The organism is Algiphilus aromaticivorans DG1253 (assembly GCF_000733765.1).
GTDB classification, from domain to species: Bacteria; Pseudomonadota; Gammaproteobacteria; order Nevskiales; family Nevskiaceae; genus Algiphilus; species Algiphilus aromaticivorans.
On the sequence record NZ_JPOG01000001.1, the window covers coordinates 3,658,790 to 3,679,325 of the forward strand.

General features: G+C 64.1%; 15 protein-coding genes and 1 pseudogene. 9 read left to right on the forward strand and 7 right to left on the reverse strand.

What is annotated here, in order from left to right; all coding sequences use genetic code 11:
- Positions 1–150: 150 nt before the first annotated feature.
- From U743_RS17080 to U743_RS18930, 3 genes are all read left to right on the forward strand, one after another.
- Positions 151–3,225 (forward strand): TonB-dependent receptor, encoded by a 3,075-nt coding sequence (locus tag U743_RS17080; protein WP_043770129.1) that lies wholly within the window; start codon positions 151–153, stop codon positions 3,223–3,225.
- A gap of 56 nt (positions 3,226–3,281) precedes the next feature.
- The gene (locus tag U743_RS17085; protein WP_052368337.1) at positions 3,282–4,709 is read left to right on the forward strand and encodes a hypothetical protein; all 1,428 of its coding nucleotides are present in this window, start codon (positions 3,282–3,284) and stop codon (positions 4,707–4,709) included.
- Positions 4,710–5,584: 875 nt separating this feature from the next.
- Complete coding sequence (locus tag U743_RS18930; protein ID WP_084191638.1) at positions 5,585–6,859, forward strand: S8 family peptidase; 1,275 nt, start codon at positions 5,585–5,587, stop codon at positions 6,857–6,859.
- 918 nt (positions 6,860–7,777) lie between these two features.
- Here the strand turns inward: U743_RS18930 and U743_RS19585 are convergent.
- Positions 7,778–8,432 (reverse strand): annotated as a pseudogene (locus tag U743_RS19585) (superoxide dismutase family protein).
- Positions 8,433–8,702: 270 nt separating this feature from the next.
- On the opposite strand from U743_RS19585, the gene U743_RS17100 reads away from it, so the two are divergent.
- The 6 genes from U743_RS17100 to U743_RS17125 are packed head-to-tail and all read left to right on the forward strand — an operon-like array spanning position 8,703 to position 13,749.
- Positions 8,703–9,449, forward strand: a complete 747-nt coding sequence (locus U743_RS17100; protein ID WP_198022102.1) for a DUF3450 domain-containing protein — start codon at positions 8,703–8,705, stop codon at positions 9,447–9,449.
- On the forward strand, positions 9,446–10,828 hold the full coding sequence (locus tag U743_RS17105) for a MotA/TolQ/ExbB proton channel family protein (protein WP_043770136.1): 1,383 nt from the start codon (positions 9,446–9,448) through the stop codon (positions 10,826–10,828). Before U743_RS17100 ends, U743_RS17105 begins: the two co-directional genes overlap by 4 nt.
- Complete coding sequence (locus U743_RS17110; RefSeq protein WP_043770137.1) at positions 10,812–11,339, forward strand: MotA/TolQ/ExbB proton channel family protein; 528 nt, start codon at positions 10,812–10,814, stop codon at positions 11,337–11,339. Before U743_RS17105 ends, U743_RS17110 begins: the two co-directional genes overlap by 17 nt.
- A gap of 24 nt (positions 11,340–11,363) precedes the next feature.
- The gene (locus U743_RS17115; RefSeq protein WP_043770141.1) at positions 11,364–11,774 is read left to right on the forward strand and encodes an ExbD/TolR family protein; all 411 of its coding nucleotides are present in this window, start codon (positions 11,364–11,366) and stop codon (positions 11,772–11,774) included.
- Positions 11,771–12,424, forward strand: a complete 654-nt coding sequence (locus U743_RS17120) for an energy transducer TonB (protein WP_052368339.1) — start codon at positions 11,771–11,773, stop codon at positions 12,422–12,424. The genes U743_RS17115 and U743_RS17120 overlap by 4 nt, the downstream gene beginning before the upstream one ends.
- A gap of 5 nt (positions 12,425–12,429) precedes the next feature.
- Complete coding sequence (locus U743_RS17125) at positions 12,430–13,749, forward strand: tetratricopeptide repeat protein (RefSeq protein ID WP_198022103.1); 1,320 nt, start codon at positions 12,430–12,432, stop codon at positions 13,747–13,749.
- Positions 13,750–13,902: 153 nt separating this feature from the next.
- Here the strand turns inward: U743_RS17125 and U743_RS17130 are convergent, their stop codons facing one another.
- The 6 genes from U743_RS17130 to U743_RS17160 all read right to left on the reverse strand — a co-directional run bounded on the left by U743_RS17130 (position 13,903) and on the right by U743_RS17160 (position 20,458).
- Positions 13,903–14,784 carry a hypothetical protein gene (locus U743_RS17130; RefSeq protein WP_043770144.1) on the reverse strand — a complete coding sequence of 294 codons (882 nt, stop codon included), beginning with the start codon at positions 14,782–14,784 and terminating at the stop codon, positions 13,903–13,905.
- Positions 14,781–15,569 carry a hypothetical protein gene (locus tag U743_RS17135; RefSeq protein ID WP_156966493.1) on the reverse strand — a complete coding sequence of 263 codons (789 nt, stop codon included), beginning with the start codon at positions 15,567–15,569 and terminating at the stop codon, positions 14,781–14,783. The genes U743_RS17130 and U743_RS17135 overlap by 4 nt, the downstream gene beginning before the upstream one ends.
- A 10-nt stretch (positions 15,570–15,579) precedes the next feature.
- Positions 15,580–17,811 (reverse strand): DUF1302 domain-containing protein, encoded by a 2,232-nt coding sequence (locus tag U743_RS17140; RefSeq protein WP_043770148.1) that lies wholly within the window; start codon positions 17,809–17,811, stop codon positions 15,580–15,582.
- A gap of 159 nt (positions 17,812–17,970) precedes the next feature.
- Entirely contained in the window at positions 17,971–18,768 is a 798-nt protein-coding gene (locus U743_RS18410) for an outer membrane lipoprotein-sorting protein (RefSeq protein WP_084191640.1), read from the reverse strand.
- An 11-nt stretch (positions 18,769–18,779) separates the two neighbouring features.
- On the reverse strand, positions 18,780–20,237 hold the full coding sequence (locus tag U743_RS17155; RefSeq protein WP_043770156.1) for a hypothetical protein: 1,458 nt from the start codon (positions 20,235–20,237) through the stop codon (positions 18,780–18,782).
- Positions 20,234–20,458 carry a hypothetical protein gene (locus U743_RS17160; RefSeq protein WP_043770158.1) on the reverse strand — a complete coding sequence of 75 codons (225 nt, stop codon included), beginning with the start codon at positions 20,456–20,458 and terminating at the stop codon, positions 20,234–20,236. Before U743_RS17160 ends, U743_RS17155 begins: the two co-directional genes overlap by 4 nt.
- Positions 20,459–20,536 lie beyond the last annotated feature (78 nt).

Here is a 20,536-nt window from a genome sequence, read left to right on the forward strand (position 1 = left end):
GCTTCCACGCGATGCCCGGAGATGGCAGCCATCCATCGGGGCAACGCAGCGGGGCCGGGCTGGCTGGCAGGCAATCACGCGGGCCTTCTGTAAGGGGTGTGCTCGCAGGGCTGCTCCCGTGTCGCCATTTGCAGCTCAGAAGAGGTCGTAATGCACCGCTTAGGTCTGAAATACATCGCTGCAGCCGCTCTCGCCTGCTTTGCCGCCACGGCGGCCGCGGACGACGAGCTCGTCATCTATGCCTTCGACGATGGCCTGCCGGCAACCGGCGCCATCGTGGTGCTCGACGGTGACAAGCGGCAGCCTGTCGATGAAAGCGGCGAAGTGGTTTTCGACCTCTCCGCGGGGCAGCACAGCGTCGCGGTCACCAAGGGCGGGACGACCCTTCACAGCTTCAACTTCTCGTCGGCCCAGGGACAGTTGGTCGACATCAACGTTGCGCTTCGGGACGACGCCGATCCGCAGGTTTCCGTCGAGCGCTACTTCGAGACCGAGACGGCGCGCGACCGCGCACAGGCCCCGAAGGGCTCCGTGATCGGCACGTTGCGCCTGGGCGGATCCGTGTTGCCGCGCGCCGAGCTACGCATCAACGAGCGCGATACGACCGTCGAAGCCGACGGCAATGGCCGCTTCCGTGTCGAGTTGCCGAGAGGCATCTACGAACTGGAAATCACGCATCCCTCGCTGGAGTCTCCCGCTACCGAGTCGCTGCGTGTCGTCAGCGACATGGAAATCACGCAGAACATCAGGCTGGGTAGCCCGCAGCAGCGTGGCCCGGCCGCGACGGGAGCAATCGAGGAAGTGGTGGCCGTCGCAAAGTTCCGGCCTTCCGCCTTCGCCGAGAGCGAGCAGTTCTCCTCCAATGTGCTGGAGACCATCGGTCTCGAGCAGCTGTCCCGCTTCGGCGACTCCGACGTGGCGGCCTCGGTTGTGCGCGTGCCCAGCGTCACGGTGCAGGACAGCCGCTTCGTCTTCATCCGCGGCCTGGGCGGTCGCTACGTGACGACAACCCTCAACGGCGCCACGCTGCCCAGTACCGACCCCACCAAGCGCGAGGTTCCCCTCGATCTCTTCCCGTCCAACATCGTCAAGCAGCTGGACGTCAAGAAGACCTTCCTGGCGGGCATGCCGGGCGAGAGCACCGGTGGCAATCTCGTCATCAATACCCGCACCTTCCCCGATGAGAGCTCGGGCAAGCTCTCCGTCTCGCTCGGCTATACCTCCGGACTGACCGGCCAGCGGGTAGACGCAGACCCCTTTCGATCGTCCACGGATTACTTCGGCTTCGACCGTGCCGAACGCGATGAGCCGGGCGGCGCAGAGGCCATTGCCGCGCTCTTCGACTGCTGCAGCGATCAGCTCAGCGCCGGCGAGCAGCAGCAGCTCGGGCGCATCGCCGGTGAGCTGATCAAGGACGGCTTCGATCTCGACACCGCGACTGCAGGGCCGGAGATCTCGATCGGCGGCAACTTCGGTGATGTGTACGACCTGCAGGGCATGGAGCTTGGCTTCTTTGTCGCGGGCAACTACAAGAATGGCTGGACGCAGAAGGACAAGGGCGTCCGTCGCACCTACAGCGCGGCGGGCGACGTGCTCGATGACTTCGAGTTCCGGGAATCCAACTTCAACGTCGAGGCCAGCGGTCTGGCCGCCCTGGGCCTGAACGTTGGCGACAGCAGTTATCAGGCCAACACCCTGGTTTCCCGCTCCACCGACAATCGCGTTCGTGTCTCCGAAGGCATCGACGGCGACGAGTTCCAGCCCGCCTACAGCTACAGCATCGACTATGCCGAGCGCCAGTTCCTGTCGCAGCAGTTCGCGGGCGAGCACCTCATTGGTCCGGCCGGCGATCTGGTCGCCAATTGGCAGGTGACCGGAAGCCAGGCGACGCGCTACGCACCGGACCGACGCGAAGTCCGCTTCAGCCGCGTCGGCGATGAAGAGAATTTCCGCCTCGAGGTGCCCGAGCTGGTGCGCCGCTACGACGATCTGGTGGACAACAACGTCGACGCCTCCGCGGATCTCGAGTACATCTTCGACAGCGCGCTCGGCGAGTCCACCCTGCAGGGCGGCTTCCAGGTCATCAGCCGCGAGCGCGACTCGGAGTCCTCCAGCTACGGCTTCCAGGGCGGCCAGAATGTCGATGATCTCAACGTCGCCCCCAACCGGCGGGTTGATGACGTCATCAACTCCGACAACATCACCGGCGATACCGGCACCGGCTACACCTTCCAGGACAAGACGCTGGAGAGCGACAGCTACGAGGCCGAACTGGAGCTCAACAGCCTCTTCCTCTCCTACGGGCTGCGCTTCCTGAACGATTTCCAGGTGATTGCCGGCGCTCGCTACGAGGCCTACGAGCAGACGACGGATACCAACGAAGTGCTCAGCGGCGATCCGCTCACCTCGCGCATCGACGACGACGTGCTGTTGCCGAGCCTCAGCTTCAACTGGGACATCACCCAGGACCAGAAGCTGCGCCTGGCCGCGACCAAGACCGTATCGCGCCCCGACTTCAAGGAAACCTCGAACGCCACCTTCTACGACCCGCAGTTCGACTTCCGCGTACGCGGCAATCCCCTGCTTGAGGTCTCCGAGGTCATCAACCTGGACGGGCGCTGGGAGCTGTACTGGTCCGAGCAGGAGAGCGTCAGCGTCGCGCTGTTCTACAAGGACATCGACAGCCCCATCGAGCGGGTATTGCAGCGCGCCTCCGGCACGGCAGGCAATTCGCGCACCTTCCGCAATGGCGAATCCGCCGAGATCTACGGCGTCGAGGTCGATGGTCGTCGTGACTTCGCGCTCGGCGAGAGCGCCGCTCGCAACATCTTCGTCGCCCTCAACGCCAGCCTGATCGAGTCCGAGATTCAGTTGCAGTCCGGCGAGTCCCGGAAGCTCCAGGGTCAGCCCGACTACACCTTCAATTTTGTCCTGGGCTACGACGACTTCGCATCGAAGTATCGCCAGGAGATCACGGCGCTACTCAATCAATCCGGCGAAACCATCGTCGACGTCGGTCTTACCGACGCCCTCGACGACATCGTCGAAGAGCCGCGGCTGAGTCTGGATCTCAACTACAAGATCTTTCTCAGCGAAAACCTCGCCATCAAGGCAAAGGCGAGAAATCTTCTGAACGCCGAGGTGGAGTTCACCCAGGGCGGCAAGGTGTTCCAGAAGTACGAAGAAGGTGTGGAGCTGGAAGCGGGCATCGATTGGAGCTTTTAGCGCAAGCACGGTGCGTTACTTACGCAGACTGACTCAATGAAACCTACGGAGTTCTTATGAAGTTCAACAAGCTACTGCTGACCACAGTGATTATGGGAGGCGCGTTGGGTGGCCTGTACGGTTGCACCGAGGGCGACGAAACCTCCATTCTCATCGAGGGCGATGAAAACCCAAGCAACCCGGGTAATGGGAACGGGAACGGCCAGATCTCAAGCTGCCCCGGTTGGACCGACCCGCAGCCTCAGCGCAACGGTACGGATGTGTGCGAGCTGCCGAGCGAGATTCTTCAGGATCGCACGCTGACGGCCGATACGATCTGGCGCATGGACGGTCGCGTTACCGTCGGCAACGGCAACCAGCTGATGTCGGAGAATGAAGGCACGCTGGAGAGCGGCGATGCCGTCCTCAACGTGACGCTGACCGTGCAGCCGGGCACGCAGATCATCGGCGCGCAGGGTGAGTTCGCCAACATGATCATCACCCGCGGCTCGGAGATCATCGCCGACGGTACCGCCCAGGACCCGATCATCTTCTCGTCGGAAGACGAGGGTTTCGAGGGTTCGGGAGAGTTCGGCGGCCTGATCCTGCACGGCTACGGCATTCACAACCAGTGTCCGGATACCGGTGCCTGCAATATCGACTCCGAGGGTGAGTCCGGCTTCGCTGGCGGCAACACCGCCGACGACAGCAGCGGTGTGCTGCGCTACGTCATCGTCGCCGAGGGCGGCTTCGAGTTCGCCACCGGCAACGAGATCAACGGCATCTCGCTGGTCGGCGTCGGTTCGGGGACCGAGATGGAGTACATCCAGGTCCAGGGCAACTCCGACGACGGTATCGAGTTCTATGGCGGCGATGTCAACGTCAAGTACCTCGTACTCACCGACAATCTCGACGACTCGGTCGACTGGGACGAAGGCTTCCAGGGCAATCTGCAATACGTGATCGCCCGACAGTCGCAGAACAGCGAAGGCAACGCCGGCGAGTTCGACACCGAGGGCGCCCCGCTGCGCCTCTCCAAGCCGACGATCGCTAACGCTACCTTCATCGGTGCCGGTGCGCAGGATGTGCTGCATGTGCTGAAGGCGGCCTCCGGCGGCTTGTTCCACAACACGGTGATGACCTGGACCGATGGCCCCACCGGCAAGAGCTGCGTCAGTGTCCAGGGTTCCGGAGCAGAGCAGAACGTCAATGACGGTGCGATCGTCTACAACAACGTCATCGCCGATTGCGAAACCTTTGCCAATGTCTCCATCCCGATGGAGACCGTCGACATGGTCCCGGCCGATCTCAACGATCTCTACGCCTCCCAGGCTGCCGAGGCCCAGCTCGCCGAGGCCATCGACTGGACCGAGATCAACGGCACCTATCCGGAGAGCGTGGCGGACGCGGATTACCTCGACGAGACCGATTACGTCGGCGCCGTCGACCCGAACGCCTCCTCGGCCTGGTACGAGGGCTGGATTCTCGAGGGCACCCTGCCCTGATCTGAGGTATCGGTACTTCTGCGCCGGCCCTTCGGGGCCGCGCAACAAGCACCTCAGGGAGCGGCCGTTCGCGGCCGCTCCCTTTTTCTTTGGTTCTTCGCAAATTCCCGTGGAGCTTCCCAGCGTGAGGCAATCGCATTGGCCCTCAGCCCATCTCTCTGATGGAGTGGAGGTGGCGATGGACCGGAGACGCTGCAGAAGCTAGATGGCCGGCTGGGCTATCGGCTGGAGCCGGCGGACTGGATTATCGTTGGTCGCATGGGCGGTCCGAATTACCAGCAGCAATAGCTTTCAGGCGCGAAAGTGAGCGTCCAGATCCGGCCCCGCCTATTGGGGACGGAGCCCTTTGCGTCTTGAGGGCGGTGTGGTCGCTTGACAGCCGCTCCCACGGGGCGCTTTGTGGCAGGGGCTTCGGAACATCTCGCAGCCCTGCGGCATCAGCGCACTGGCTGCGCAGCACAAGATTCACGTCCTCAAAGTCAGTACCCTCCGCGAGAGTAGCTCGCTGGTCGATGTCGCCAGTCTGCAGAGTCTCTGCATTCGTCTCTGTAGGGCTTGGGTCTGACTCTTCTCATCGATACATAGTACCGGTGCGCACTATGCCAGATACACATATAGCTCCACACCATAGCGTATCGTCCCGACGAAGAACGGACCAGTTGGTAGTTTGAAGCTCTTGGTACGGTGCGGCCGCAGCCCGAACAGGGTCAGGTGGCGATGGACGGTGATGGGCAGAAGGTTCTGCCGCTTCGGCTAACGTTCAGCGGTAAGCGCACACGAGCTGAGTCCAGCTCACGTCATTTTGGCAGTGTGGTTCATTGCGGCGTCACACTCCCGAGCTAGCCTCAACCGACCACCTACAGTGGAGTACGGTAATGACGCAGCAGCCCTTTATCTTTCCGCGCTTAATCTGCTTTGCCTTCGCGCTCTTGACGGTGCTAGGCAGCCCCGCAGTCGCGGGCGAACTTCACGGCCTTTCCGCGCCTGACCGCATTGAAGGTAAGTTCATCGTAGTCCTTAATGAAGACGCCCCCAGTGCATTTGGGCGTATACGCGACATTGGCCAAGAGGAGGTTCGTGAACTTTCCAAAACAATGGCCGATGAATTTGAACTTCGTACCGAATGGGTGTACGGCGTTGCAGCTAAAGGCTTCTCAGCTTCAATGAGTGAGGAAAAAGCGCGGCGCCTCAGCAAAGATCCGCGGGTCAAGTACGTCGAGGTGGATAAGCTCGCACGCGGTAGCGGGGCGCAATCTAATCCTGGATTCGCGCTGGATCGTATCGATCAGCAAACTGGGACCAATAATTCTTATATCTATGACAATGATGGGCGTGGCGTGACCGCGTATGTGATTGACAGCGGAGTGCGCGTCAGTCATTCGGAGTTCGCGCCCGGCACCGGGCAACATACCCAACGGGTATGGCCCGCCTTCACAGCCATTGATGATGCGTATGGACTGAATGACTGTGCTGGGCACGGGACTGCAGTGGCATCTGTGATCGGGGGCGTCACTTCCGGTGTCGCAAAAGCGATTCCAATGCGCTCGTATCGGGTTTGGGGTTGTGATAATCAAGGCCCGGTGTCCGGAATTATTGCAGCCGTCAATGAGGTTGCTCTTCATTATGTAGACGAGACCGTTCCGCGCGCTGGTATTGTGAATATGAGCCTTGGTGTCGCTAGTGGCTCCATGGCGCTGGACGAGGCGGTTCAGGATGCCATTGATGACGAACTGACGAACGGGCAATATCCGTTGACTTTTGTCACGTCGCTGGGCAATGACAATTCGGGAGCGTGCTCTTCTTCACCGGGAGGAACGGTTTACGATGCGATCGGAGTCGGCGCAACGGATCAGGCGGACGCCCGTGCCAACTTTTCGAACTTTGGACTCTGTTTGGACGTTTTCGCGCCAGGGGTGAACGTCCGAGCAGCCAGCCACCTGTCAGATACAGGGTTTAGCTATTGGAGCGGAACATCGTTCTCTGCGCCACTGGTCGCGGGAGCGGCCGCGTTATACCTCCATGTGCATGGCCATTTGACATCGCCCGCCCAGGTGGAGCAGTTCATAGAGAACAATGCTACAACCAACGTGGTTACCAACCCGGGTAATTGGTTGACACCGAATCGATTCTTGTATAGCCGATTGAATTGATCGACGTTGTCCAATTCTCAATTGCCGATCTGTCTGTCCGGTTTTGCTCCGGTGGAATAGTATGTGCAACATCGTTGCTTTCCGCAGGAGATGGCGGTGATTTTGCGGCCGGCAGGTGGCAATGAGCGTCAACAGGCGATCAGCCTAATAGAAGCTCCAAACGCGGCGATTCTCTGCAATTCGTGGCCGGGTAGCATATGAGGTATCTGTCTGGCCCCGGATGACTACATTGCTCGTGATAGGCGCCTGATGAGCCATGAGGTGCTCGCAGATGTTTGAGCAAGACGGGAGAAAAATCCGGGATGCTGCTGAGCCTGCATAATGACGCGACGATCCCGGCGATACGTTCGGTGCAAGCAAGATGCTTGACAAGGGGAGCCCGGCGACAGCCGTGCTCCCCTTCTTTCTTGGTCCATCGTTACCGTCACAACGATCAGCGTGGCAGGGCGGTTCGTGCTTTTACGCGAGCGCCAGGGCCTGCGCCGGTGACGTAGGGGTTGCTCGACCGCGGTGGTGGCGGGAGCGTTGGTGCATCGCCAGAGGACGCGTCGCACGCGCAAGCAGCAAGTCCAGGTTGAGGACATATCCGCAAGAAGTGCTTGCGGGCGTTCATGACAGAATATGCCCGCTGCCAGTTTCGTGGCGAGTGGAGCGAGAGATCTTGGCGTAGCGCCCTCATGTTGGCCTTCGACCCATCTCTCCGACATCGTGAAAGAGAGGTTGCACTCCCTTATCCCCGGCGGGGAGAAGAGCCGGGGATAAGGGGCCGCGCGTAGCGCGGTGGCATTGGCGCGATCCGCTCGGCTGACGACGGTACCGCCCCACTCATTCTCTCTCCCGTGGAAGTGGGCGAGACGGCATCAAGGATCATGCCCAGTATGAGGTCGTCGCCTACCGGTAGCTGACCCATGGAGATGATCAGATAGCCTGATCTTCTTCGTCTGCTGGCCCGATCACGCCGCAGGCGACACCGTCGCAGGCGTCGCCGCTGGGTTGGCTCTTCAGGTCATCGGCCTCGGCATGAACGATCAGCGCCTTGCCCATGACCGAATGCCTGCCGTTCAGTTGAAGGTGGGCGATCTCGAGGTCAACCGTGGCGCTCCCCTGCGCGTCGGCGGTGATATTGCCGAGGTCGCCGACGTGATGGCGATCGTCGCCGGGGGGCATCGTCGGGATTGAAATGCCCGCCGGCCGAGCCGCCGTCGGGTGCCGAGCAGTCGCCCTTGGCATGAATATGGAAGCCGTGCTTGCCCGCCGCCAGCCCCGTGAGCGTGCCGGTGATGCGAGTGTGCCCGTCATTGCGGGTGCGCAAGCGAATGCTGCCGCGCGCTTCGTTGCCCTGTGTCGGCATCAAGCGCGCACGGGCGACCTCCCCATCTGTCGTGGACTGGATGTCGGCACCTTCGCGGTCATCGGCAGCGCCGCTCGAAGGCGCGCCCACGTTTGCGTTGCCGCAGGCGGCAAGCGTGAGCGCGCTCAAAACCGCCAGCATCCTGCAGGTGTTCGCCTTGTACATGATGGCCCTCCTGTTCGAAATGGGCATCGTTCCGCCAAGTGGCGGAGCACTCTGCATTGGAGCAGTACGGACTCAACGACGCCTGAGCTCGGTCGAGACGCGTACCCGTCGCGTCATGAAGTCGCAACAAGCTGAGGCGCGCGGCATTGCGTCTCGCATTCCTGCGCCGCGGGCGGAGCGATAGCTCGGCGCTTTGTCACGAAGTCGTCACAGAGCCTTCCTAAGATGCCCCGCGTCTGGCTCGCAGAGCGCCTTTGCTCGCGCGTGGCGCGGCGCCAATCCGCAACCGAATACGAGAGGCATGCAGGGATGATCCGAAAGGCAACTGTGGGGAGCTTACTGCTCGCCGCCGCGCTGACAAGCGGCGCGGCTTGGGCGCAGTCGCTCGACGGCGCGCTCGACCGTGGCGTGCAGCGCACCGCGCAGGCGCAGAATCAGCAGGACAAGATCGACGAGGTCTTCGAGGAGACCCAGAAGCGCCTGCGCGAATACCAGGACGCGCAGAAGCAGATCGACAACCTGGAGGTCTATGTCGCCCAGCTCGAGCGGCAGGTGGCCAACCAGAACCGTGAACTCGACTCGATCAACGGCTCGCTGGAGAAGGTCACGCTCATCGAGCGCCAGGTGACGCCGCTGATGCTGAAGATGGTGGATGGCCTGGAGCAGTTCGTCGAGCTCGACGTGCCCTTCCTGCTTGAAGAACGCCGCGACCGCGTCGAGCGCATCACGCAGCTCATGGACAAGGCCAACGTCAGCGTCGCCGAGAAGTTCCGCGCCGTGACCGGTGCCTACCAGACCGAGATGGAGTACGGCCGCACGATCGAGGCCTACCGTGGCGTGCTGCCCGGCGAGGAGGGCCGCGAGGTCGACTTCCTGCGCTTCGGGCGCGTTGCGCTGGTCTACCAGACGCTGGATCAGACCGAGGTCGGCATGTGGAACCCGCAGACCGAGGAATGGGAGGAGCTGCCGCGCGAATATGTCGGCCAGATCACGCAGGGCATCCGCATCGCCCGCGAGCAGGCCGCGCCCGATCTCATCCGTCTTCCCATCACGACCGCTGAGGCTGCCGAATGATCCCCCTTCGAAGCATTGCCGCGGCCGCCCTGGCGCTCGCCGCCGTATTCCCCGCACAGGCCCAGGACGGCAAACCCGCCGACAGCGTCCGCGAGCTGCTGAATCTGGTGGAGCAGGGCGTGGCCCGCGACGCCAGCGACTTCCGCAGCCGCATGGAGACCTTCAAGGCCGAGAAGGACAAGCAGGAAGCGCGTCTGTCCGAGGCGCGCCGCCAGCTGCGCGATCTGGAGTCGCGCAGCGAGAAGCTCGAGTCCGAGTTCCAGGGCAACGAGGAGTCGCTGGCCGAAGCCGAGGCGCGCCTCGACGAGCGCCTGGGCACGCTGCGCGAGCTCTTCGGTGTTCTGCAGCAGGTGGCCGGCGACGCCCGCGGCACCTTCCAGGCTTCGATGATCACCTCGCAGTATCCGGAGCGCGACGACTTCCTCAAGCAGCTGATCGAAAAAGCCGGCTCTTCCAGCGAGCTGCCCGAGATGGCGGAGCTGGAGCGTCTGTGGTTCGAGATGCAGCGCGAGATGGCGGAGTCCGCCAAGGTCGTGCGCTACCCGGCCGAGGTCACGGGGCCCGACGGCAACAAGTCCGAAACCGAGGTCGTGCGCGTCGGCAGCTTCAATGTCATGAAGAACGCCGCCTATCTGGACTGGGAAGCCGATACCCAGCAGCTGGTCGAGCTGCCGCGTCAGCCCTCCGGGCGCTTCCTGGCCAGCGTCGACGACTTCGTCAACGCCGATTCGGGCCAGGTCGAGCCCCTGTTCGTGGACCCCTCACGTGGCTCCATCCTCGGTCTGCTCATTCAGACCCCGGATCTCGCCGAGCGCATCGATCAGGGCGGCATCGTCGGTTACGTGATCCTGGCGCTGGGTGGCCTGGCGCTGCTGCTGGCGCTGGAGCGGCTGGTGACGCTGAACCTCGTCAACATGAAGGTGCGCCGCCAGCTGAACTCGGACGAGCCAGATGAGGGCAATCCGCTGGGCCGCATCATGGCGACCTACCGCAAGTACGAGTCCACCGACAACGAGACGCTGGAGCTCAAGCTCGGCGAGGCCATCGCCAACGAAACCCCGAAGCTGCAGCGCTTCCTCGCCCTGCTCAAGATCATTGCCGTGGTTGCGCCGCTGCTCGGCCTGCTCGGCACCGTGACGGGCATGATCAATACCTTCCAGGTGATCACCCTCTTCGGCACCGGCGATCCCAAGCTGATGGCCGGCGGCATCTCGCAGGCCCTGGTCACGACCGTGCTGGGCCTCTGCGTGGCGGTGCCGACGGTGCTGATGCACACGCTGGTGCAGGGCCGCGCCAAGGCCGTCACCCAGATCCTTCAGAAGCGGTCGATCGGCATCATCGCCGAGCATTCCGAGCAGGGCCATGTATCTGCTGCTTGAATCGATCCAGGATGTCCGCCTCTTCCTGGAGCGCGGCGGGGATGTGCTCATCCCCATCATGCTGCTCATCCTGGGCATGTGGATCCTGATCATCGAGCGGGCGGTCTATTTCCGCTTCGGCTTTCCCCGGCTGGCCGCGCATCTGCGCGACCGCTGGGAAGCCAGGGGCGAACGTCAGTCCTGGCGGGCGCATCAGGTGCGCAAGGCGCTCGTCACCGAATCCTCGATGAGCCTCTTCCGCGGCCTGGATGTCATCAAGACGCTGATCGCCATCTGCCCGCTGCTCGGGCTGCTGGGTACGGTCACCGGAATGATGGAGGTTTTCGACGTCATGGCCTTCGTCGGCAACGGCAATGTCCGCGCCATGGCGGAGGGCATTTCCAAGGCCACGATCCCGACCATGTCCGGAATGGTGGGCGCGCTGACCGGCGTCTTCTTCATCGCCCTGCTCGAGCGCCGCGCGAAGTTGCAGCAGACCCATCTCGAAGACGCACTCACCTTCGACCACTAGCGCTCCAACAGGAACGAATCTCCCATGCGTGAGCTATTCAGCCAGGCCGTCGAACAGGAAGAGGAATCGGCGATCGACATCACGCCGATGCTCGACATCGTCTTCATCATGCTGATCTTCTTCATCGTCACGGCCACCTTCGTCAAGGAATCGGGCATCGACGTCAACCGGCCCGACGCCAATACCGCCACCCAGCAGGACCGCGCGAGCATTCTCATCGCCATCGACGACACGGGCGCCGTCTTCATTGACCGTCGGCGGGTCGAGCTCGACGCCGTGCGCGCCAACATCGAGCGACTGCACGCCGAGAATCCGCAGGGAACGGTCGTCATCCAGGCCGACGAGAACGCTTCCACCAAGCAGCTCGTCGCTGTCATGGACGCCTCGCGCGAAGCGGGCGTCTACGAAGTCTCGATCGCGACTGAGCGCCGATGACCGCGGCAGTGGCCAGCAGCGGTGGCGGAGGCGGGCGCGGCCCGCTGCGCCTGTTGGTGGCGATCCCGGTCGCCGTCGTAGTGACCTTCTCGGTCTTCTTCCTGATGCAGCTGCTCATCGAATCGGGCAAGAGCGCGCTCACCGACGAGTACGAGGGCCGCACGGTCGACTTCGTGCGCGTCGATCAGGAAGAACAGGTGCAGGAGAAGCGCCGCAAACCCGACAAGCCGCCCGAGCCCGAGGAACCGCCGCCACAGCCGGATACGCCCCAGCAGCAGGCCTCCGCCGAAGTCAATCAGTCCATGAGTATTGGCGCGGTCGGAATCGATCCGAACATCGACGTCCAGGCCGGCGACATGGGCGGCGGCTCCGGCGACGGCGAGTATCTGCCCATTGTCAAGGTCTCGCCACAGTACCCGCAGCGCGCGCTACAGCGCGGGTTGGAAGGCTGGGTGCTGGTCGAGTTCACGGTCACTTCGGCGGGAACCGTGAAGGACGTCAAGGTGGTCGACGCCGAGCCGGCCGACATCTTCAACCGCGCCGCGGTCGATGCGGCGAAGAAGTTCAAGTACAAGCCGCGCGTCATCGATGGCCAGGCTGTCGAGGTCTCTGGCGTGCAGAACCTGATCCGTTTCGAGATGGAGCGATGACGACCATGCGCAAGGCATCTAACCCGCTGTCCTCCCGCCTCATCGCCGGCATCGTCGCCGCCTGCCTTCTCGCGCCGGTCGCATGGCAGACAGCGTCTGCCCAGGACCAGCGCCAGGCTGACGTCAAGACCAAGCGCACGCCCTCGATGCGCGAGAATGTCTACAAGCAGATCAATCGCGCACGGGATGCCGCCGAGCAGGAAGACTTCACGGCCGCGATGAAGGATCTGGAAGGCTTGCTCGACTCGAACCTCAACAGCTACGAGGCGGCGATGGCCTACAACCTCGTGGCCTACATCGAGTACAGCCGCGAGAATTACCAGGCGGCCATGAAGGCGTACGAGCAGGTGCTGGCCCAGGAGGCGCTGCCGGCGTCATTGCAGAAGAACACGCTCTACAGCCTCGGCCAGATCCAGGTGGTCTCCGAGCGCTATGCCGATGCCGTCAAGACACTGCGCCGCTGGTTCGACTTGGAGGAATCGCCGCGCGCCAATGCCTACATTCTGCTCGGCCAGGCGCTGTTTCAGCTGGAGCGCTACGATGAGGCGCTGAAGCCCATCCAGACCGCCGTGCGCATGACGCGCGAAGAAGGCGGCCAGGTGCGCGAGAACTGGTTGCTGTTGCTGCGCGCCATCCACTACTCGCAGGGCAACTATGCGCGTCTGCGCGATGTCCTCAAGGACCTGATCGCGAACTATCCCAAGCGCGAGTACTGGAGCCAGCTGTCGGCGGTCTACGGCGAACTCGGCGAGCGCAAGAAGCAGCTCGCCACCATGGAGAGCGCCTACGACCAAGGCCTGCTCGACACGGCAGCCGACTACCGCAACCTTGCACAGTTGTTGCTGTCGGGTGACGTCCCCTACAAGGCCGCACACGTACTCAACGAGGCTTTCGACAGGGGCATCCTCGAAAAGGACATGCAGAACCTGCGCACCCTGGCTGACGCCTGGATGCTGGCGAAGGAGTATGACCGCGCCGAGTCCGCCCTCGGTCAGGCCGCGGGCATGGCCGACGACGGCGAGCTCTATCTGCGGCTCGCGCAGATCCACGCCGAACAGGCCGAGTGGTCGCAGGCTCTGGAGGCGGCCCGGAACGCTCTGAATCGCGGCGACATTGATCGTCCCGATCAGGCGCGCGTCATTGAGGGACTGGCGCTCTACAACACGGACCGGCTGGAAGAGGCGAAAGCCGCCTTCGGCCGCGCCGCGCGCTACGAGGAGTCGCAGGCCGTTGCACGCCAGTGGCGCAGCTACATTGAGCGCGAGCAGGAACGCCTCGCCGCGCTGGAGCGCGCACGCCGGGCGCAGGAAGAAGGCGCCGGCTGAGCTGTCGCGCTGACGCCCGGCACCACGCGCACCCGTGGGTCGGACTGCAGCCCGACATGTGGGACTCAGCAAAGCGGGCAAAAAAGCGGAAGACATCGCCACATAGCCCGTGGCTAGGGGATCAGTCCGGCCGGCCGGACCGGCTACGCCCCCTCATCGCCGATCCGTGGCCTCGCCGGGCAGCTCCCGGCCCGGTGCCACCGGCCGCTCCGCCATCGGTACGCCCGCTGGCCCCCAGACGGAGTCGCTGCGTTGCGGCTTGTCCGGGGCCTCAGTGACCGACAGCTCGATGTCGCGCACGAGGCCGCTGATCGGCAGACGCGTGATGGTCGTGCGCAGTGGCTGGGCGGGCCCGATCGTGCGCATGGGAATTCTCGCGATCACCGGTGCGCTGACACGTTCGTGTACGTCGAGCTGCGTATTGATGACGGTATCCACCTCGGTCGTGATGGTCTGGTCCAGATTCATCACCAGCGGGCCGTCGTAGCGCAGCTCGATGCGGTCATCCACCGGCGCCGTCAGGTGCACCGGCAGCCCGAACTGCATGGGCAGCTTGGCGCGGATGTCGAGATTGCGCAGCGTCTTGGCGCCCATGTAGTTGAAGTCGGTGCGAATCTGGATATCCGCCACCGTATCGACCGGGATGATGCCGTCGTAGACGACGTCGAACTGCACCGGCACGTCGGCGTTCATCAGCACCTCCGAGCGGTAGCGTCCCTGCAGCGGCAGCGTCAGCTCCTGCTGGAAGGGCACCTGCGCGGTGATGACGCCCGCCATCAGGATGTCGAGTTCCTCGGCGATCTGCGCGCTGATATCGAAGCGCTCGGGCAGCGTCACCGCCATCGGCTGATCGCTGACCGTCAGGCCGAAGCTCAATCGCATGAAGACCCAGAAACCGGCAAAGGCACCCATCGCCACCACGGCCAGCCCGCCGCCACCCAGCGCCAGCCAGCCCAGGATGCGCCGACCGCGTCGCGCATGCGGCGCGCTTCGCCGCGTGGTGGTGGGCTCAGGTGCCTGTCGCCGCTGGCTCACGGCGTCGACTCGCCTTCGTCGTCGCCGGTCGGCGGCTCGTCGTCATCGCGCAGGCCGAGGCGCAGCGTGCGCAGGGGCAGCGTCAGATCGGCGTAGTCGATCAGCACATCCAGCGGCTGGGCGCGCGGCAACGTGACCTCGGCCTGCAGATCCGAAAGCAGCGGCACGCTCATCTCGCTCTGGATCGGGATCGTGGTGTTAATCGTTGTCTGCAGCGGCACCTGCAGGTTGTCCTTCAGGCGTGCGGTCACCGGTGCGGTGAACTGCAGGCGCACCATTTCGTCGACCGGAATCAGCAGGTCGATGGGCACCGTGGCGTTGACCGGGATCTTTCCGCGGATGGGCAGCTTGTGCCAGTCGCCCAGCACCTTGGCCTCGATGACCGTATCGACGTCCAGCACCTGATCGATGGTGATCTCGTCCTGCACGCGCACATCGAGCTGGATCGGCACTTCGGAGTCGAACTCGGCCTCGATCTGGAGCGGCTCACGCACTGGAAGACTGAGCTGCTCGTCGACCGGCACGGAGGTGGTGATGCGCTCGTCGATGCGAATGCGCAGATCCTCGGTGACCGAGGCGCGCGCCTTGAAAGGTTCCTCGACAATCACCTTGGCGTGTTCGTTGCGCAGCAGGATGCGCGCGTCGACATTGCTGAAGACCCAGAAGCCCACCAGCGCGCCGCCCAGCACCGCGCCCACCAGTAGAGCCAGCAGGATGATCCAGAGCAAGGCACCGCCGCGCTGGGTGCGCATGGGGCCGCCTGCGTGTAGCTTCGTATCATTCATGAAGGCGTCCTCAGAACTGGTAGGAAAGGGTGACGGTGATGGTGTCGCGGTCTCCCAGTGGGTTGCGCCGCCCGGCGCCCGCAAAGAGGGCGTACTGCAGATCCAGGCCGACGTCGCGATAGCGGAAATGCAGCTCGCTGAGCGAGATGATGCGGCCCTCCAGGTGGTTCTCGGCCAGCCCCGGCGCCACGCCGTGCAGATCGTGCAACAGCACCAGCGTCGGCCGGATCATCAGCCCGGGCATGAAGGCGTCATTGAAGACCGCCAGAAAACCGGTGCGATAGCCTCCCGACCATTCCGTGACGAAGCCGTCCGTGGTGCGCCTGGGGTTGATGCGCAGACCGTTGCCGGTTTCGGCGACGCCCGGCGAGAAATGCGTGAAGGTGCCGGGTCCTTCCAGCTGCAGGCGGTTCAAAGAGGGCAGCTCCGGCAGCCAGATGGCGTTGGCCTCGAAGAGCCAGCCCAACTGGTCCGCGCCCGGTAGCGTGTCCGGCCCCCATAGCCGAAGAAAACCCAGACTGAACTGGAACATCTTCATTTCTTCGTAACCGCGGACATAAGATCCGGGCACGGTCTCGCCCGGCTCGCCGCCGCGGAAGGCCGTGACGAAGTCGGGCAGTGCGGTGCGCGAGTCCGTCAGCGTCGCGCCCCCCAGCGCGCCCAGCGACGGCAGTGGACCGATCCCCGGTGTGCTGTCGAGAATCGGGCCGAGCACGGGCGCATCGAGAAGATTGCCCACCCCGTCCGGAACAATGGTGATCTCCTGGCGCGGGAAGACTGGCTGCAGCGCCGAAAAGAAGACATCCTCCAGATCCACCTGCACCGGCTGGTTCGGTCGGTAGCTCAGCTCGCCGTGCAGGTTCGCCCCCAGCAGCGAACGATTAAAGCTCAGCGCGAACAGACGAATGTCCTCGGGGTAGTCGAGGAAATAGCGCGCGGTATCGATGGGCAGCGCCTCGAAGCCGTCCTCGCCAGGGGTGTCCACAAAGGGCACGCCGCAGTCGTTGAGGAACTCCAGCAGATTGCTCGTATCGTTGTTGTTGGGGTTGCCCTCGCGACGCGTGCAGCTCGCCTGAGAGGCCGTGAAGCTCGCCGAAGGGATGCGCGAGTGGTAGTTCGCGAAGTGGAAGCCGATCTCGGTGCCGCCGCCCAGCCAGTCGGCGTAGTGATAGAGCGAGAAGCCGAACTGTCCCGTATCGGGCGGCTCATGATTGGCGTCGCGCAGCGCCGAGAAGCTGGTGGCGGATACCGCCGCCGCCAGCGGGCTCGCCGGCGTTCCTACCTGCTGCGGGTCGTCCGGTACCTTCGAGAAAGGCAGCGGTATGGCCTCGCCGGGCTCGGGATCGTTGCCGGCGTCGAAGAAGGAGTAATAGGAGCCCTTGGCTGGAAAACCGTAGGGCCGCCATTCCAGCTGATACCAGGCATCGAATCCCCAGTCTTCGGTGATGCCGGCCTTCAGCGTGACCATGTTCTGCGGCGTGAAGAGCTCGAAGAGCTCGCCGCCGGGGCGCGCCAGCGCGTTGAGATCGGCAGGGTTGATGATGTTGATATTGGTGGCGATGCCGAAAGTGGCCACGCCCCAGGTCATGACCTGCCGCCCGACGCGCAGCTCTGCCTGCTGCTCGTTCCAGACCGGGAGACGCAGCCAGAGGTTGGCGTTGCGCATCACGAAGTCGCTGCCCACGCTCTCCTCGGCGTTGGCGCTGCGAGGGATGCTCGCGGCCACGCCGGGTTGCGGACAATCCTGCCCGGGTTCGCCGGCGCAATTCTCCGGCAGGATGATGTTGGGCTTGCTCTCGTCAAAGCCCTGGTTCACCGGGTCGAAGAAATAGATGCCGCTGAACTCGAAGCCGAAGCGGTCCCAGTCCAGGTTGAGGCGGCTATTCCACTTGGCGGTGGCGAAAACGAGATCGCCGCGGTCGTAGTTGAGATTGCCGTCGTCGGTGTAGGCCGCAGTCTGACCGGGGGCGGCAAGGAAGCGCGCGTTGGGCTCGGTATCGCTCTCGCTCAGGCCGATGCAGTCGTCGGGGGCGCAGAGCCCGCGGTTCTCCGGCAGGTTGGCCTTGCCTACGAGCCTGGGGTCGCGAGCTTCCACACGCCAGCCGGCGCCGGCCGAGACGGTGTTGCGCAGCTCCACGGCCAACGGCCCGGCGTCGGTTTCGAGCTCCCATTCCAGCGCGCCCGCCGGCAGGCTGCAGACAAACAGCAGCGCGCCCAGCGCACTTCGCGGTCCTGTTGTCACGTCTCCTCCTGCGCGACATCACGTCCATGCTGATCGCAGGCATTCGGCCTTCAGATCAGTGGATGCTCCGACTTATGTCATGTTGTCATCATTTAATGTAGCGAACGCAGATTACCCGAGTCCGAGTTTAGGACGCGAATTCTCCACTGTGTCGGATATCTATTCCCGGATGTAGAAGCGCTCTGGCGAGAAGCGCGCCTCGGGCAGTTGCTCCGGCAGGCGCAGACGCTGGATCTCCACTTCGCTGTGTCTGCCGCTGGCATGATCCTCGATGATCAGGCGTTGCGGGTACCAGAAGCCAGCCTCGCGGCGCGCCAGCGCGTCCTCGGGGACCCGGAAGCGCCGTGCCAGCTCACCGTCCCGAGAGGCAGCCTCGGCAGCGATCACGAAGCAGCGTTCGGTGTCGACGGTCATGTCGATACGCCCGAAGGGCGATCTGGCCGAAGGGGTGGGCAGTACCGTGAAGCGACGGTGATGTGATGGGTCGGCTGCGCGCTCACCGCGCAGCGCGATGCTGGCGCTACGCATGGTGCGTTCGATGTTGTCGAAGTCGGAAAGTGACAGCGCCGACCCGAAGATGCCGGCGCCCTCGCTGTCGCCGTGAATGGCGCGGACGCGATCCAGCTCCGGGTTGTAGTAGTGCAGCGCTGCTCCGTCGGCATCGCGAAGAAACAGGTAGGCGCTGCCTGCCAGCGCCGAGGGCGCTGTGACGATAGCGCTGATGCTCAGCTTGCCATTGCCATCCCGCACCGCGACCTCGAAGGCGATGCGCTCCGTTGCGGTGTCAGGCGCATCCAGCGGACGCGTCCGAACCACGGCCTCGATCACGCGCGGCGAGCCGGGCAGATTGTCGCGCACGCATTCGAGAATGCGCTGCGACTCAGGAACTTCCTCACCGAGCGCCTCACCGGTATCGAGAGCCAGCATCACCATCAGTGCCAGTCGTAGCATCCTCATGGGGCGCCGGCTCAGTTGGTGGCCGGCGCGCCCAGGGCTTCGGTGACCAGCTGCGATCCGCTGGCATCCGCGGCTGCTGCCAGGCGCTCGCGCTCCGTGGCTTCGCGCCGAGCCAGCACGCGCATTGCCTGCGAGCGATGGGCTTCCGGCGTGTGTGCCAGCACGACGAGCAGGTGCTCCAGAGTGTCGGGGCTGTCCATGCAATGGTCGAGCAGCAGATCGAGCAGGGTGCCGCCGTCGCTCAGCATGGCGCCGGCGGCGCTGCGCTGCGTGGCCTCCGGCGCGCGCGCGAGGATGGACAGCGCCGTCTCGGCAGTGACCGGGTCGCGTACTTCCGCGATCAGCGCCTCGGCAACATCCGGGCGCTGCAGCATCGCGAGCCCTGCGATCTGATCGCGTTCGGCGTCGCCGACGTACTGCACCAGATCGAGCAGCGTCGCCCACTCGCCGGCGACCTGAGCCGCCTCGAGCGCGGCCTCGGCAACTTCTTCGCCCTGGCGCAGTGCCGCGGTGGCGACGATGCGCTTGTGCTCGCGGCGCATCTGACGGGCCAGTGGCAGCGCCACGGCCATCAGCCCCTGCTCGAAGGCGACCTGTACCAGCTCGCCGAGCAGTGCTTCGTCGCGCAGCGACGGCAGGTTGACAATCTTGCGCATATGGCGCGGGTGCATATGCGCCAGTGCACGCAGGATCGGCCCCCACAGGTTCTGCCGGCGCGCGACCATAACCAGTGCATCGAGCACGGTTTCGTCCTGGCTCCCCATCAAATCGGCCAGCCGGGCCTTCAGCTCGTCGGTCACATGATCAACGACGAAGAGCGCCTCGGGTAGCAGCTCGGCCTGTGCGCCGCTGCGCATGATGCGGGCGATGCGCGCGTTGTCGATGTTGTGGACGATGCGCGCCAGCTGCTCCCGGTTCTCCAGATAGAAAGCCGTGCGCAGCAGCGTGGCATCGTCATCGATGGCCCCCACCACTGCGCGCAGCGCCTGCGGCGACAGCGCGTCCGCAAAGCGCCCCATGGTGACGAAATCCGCACGTTCGACCAGCAGCAGGGCGGCGTCGCGCACCAGCTCCGTGCGCAGATGCGGAACGATGACGCGGACGCTCTCCGGGTCGATGATCGGAGCGATGTCGGCGACGAAGCTTGGTGTGATATGGCGGGCGATGCCACGCACGCGGTAGGGGTCCATGCGTGCCACCACGCGCGCCGCCAGTAGGGGCCCGAGCCCCTCCATCGCGATGCGTGCCACCGTCCGCGCCGGCAGGAAACGCGCCAGCCGCGCCAGCCGCCGGAAGCGCTCGTGGCGGTTGTCGAAGACCTGTCGTTCGATGGTGCGACGCAGCCGCCGAAGCTCTTCGCTGCCGGTTGCGCCCAGGGCCGTTAGCTCGGCTTCCGGGCTGTCGAGAAGCCGGGCGAGCTTGCCAACCTCGGCACGGGTTTCCAGCGGAAGCGGTTCCGGGGCCGTCATGATTGATCCGTCAGCAGGGCGCGTACGCTGCCGCGCAGCCAGCCCGGCAGGCGCGGCAACGCCGCTTCCACAGCGGTATCCACGGCCTGACGTTCCGCCACCAGCCGCGACTCGGTGCGTCGGGCGATGGCTTCGACCGTCTCCACCGGGACCAGATCCAGGAAGCTGAAGGCTTCCGGTGAATCGAGTGTTGCTTCGAGCTCTTGTCTCGCCTTGCTCATCTGGGCTCTCCTCCCTGCCGTGCACTCGCTCAGCGCGCCGAGCGCGCGAATGGCTGGCACTTCGACGTCGTTTGATGT

Bases quoted from the DNA above. Each gene is read 5' to 3' on its own strand.
- U743_RS17125 (WP_198022103.1), top strand. From the start codon at position 12,430: ATGCGCAAGGCATCTAACCCGCTGTCCTCCCGCCTCATCGCCGGCATC.
- U743_RS18410 (WP_084191640.1), bottom strand. From the start codon at position 18,768: ATGAGGATGCTACGACTGGCACTGATGGTGATGCTGGCTCTCGATACC.
- U743_RS17160 (WP_043770158.1), bottom strand. From the start codon at position 20,458: ATGAGCAAGGCGAGACAAGAGCTCGAAGCAACACTCGATTCACCGGAA.
- U743_RS17110 (WP_043770137.1), top strand. From the start codon at position 10,812: ATGTATCTGCTGCTTGAATCGATCCAGGATGTCCGCCTCTTCCTGGAG.
- U743_RS17115 (WP_043770141.1), top strand. From the start codon at position 11,364: ATGCGTGAGCTATTCAGCCAGGCCGTCGAACAGGAAGAGGAATCGGCG.
- U743_RS17135 (WP_156966493.1), bottom strand. From the start codon at position 15,569: ATGAATGATACGAAGCTACACGCAGGCGGCCCCATGCGCACCCAGCGC.
- U743_RS18930 (WP_084191638.1), top strand. From the start codon at position 5,585: ATGACGCAGCAGCCCTTTATCTTTCCGCGCTTAATCTGCTTTGCCTTC.
- U743_RS17105 (WP_043770136.1), top strand. From the start codon at position 9,446: ATGATCCCCCTTCGAAGCATTGCCGCGGCCGCCCTGGCGCTCGCCGCC.
- U743_RS17080 (WP_043770129.1), top strand. From the start codon at position 151: ATGCACCGCTTAGGTCTGAAATACATCGCTGCAGCCGCTCTCGCCTGC.
- U743_RS17155 (WP_043770156.1), bottom strand. From the start codon at position 20,237: ATGACGGCCCCGGAACCGCTTCCGCTGGAAACCCGTGCCGAGGTTGGC.
- U743_RS17085 (WP_052368337.1), top strand. From the start codon at position 3,282: ATGAAGTTCAACAAGCTACTGCTGACCACAGTGATTATGGGAGGCGCG.
- U743_RS17120 (WP_052368339.1), top strand. From the start codon at position 11,771: ATGACCGCGGCAGTGGCCAGCAGCGGTGGCGGAGGCGGGCGCGGCCCG.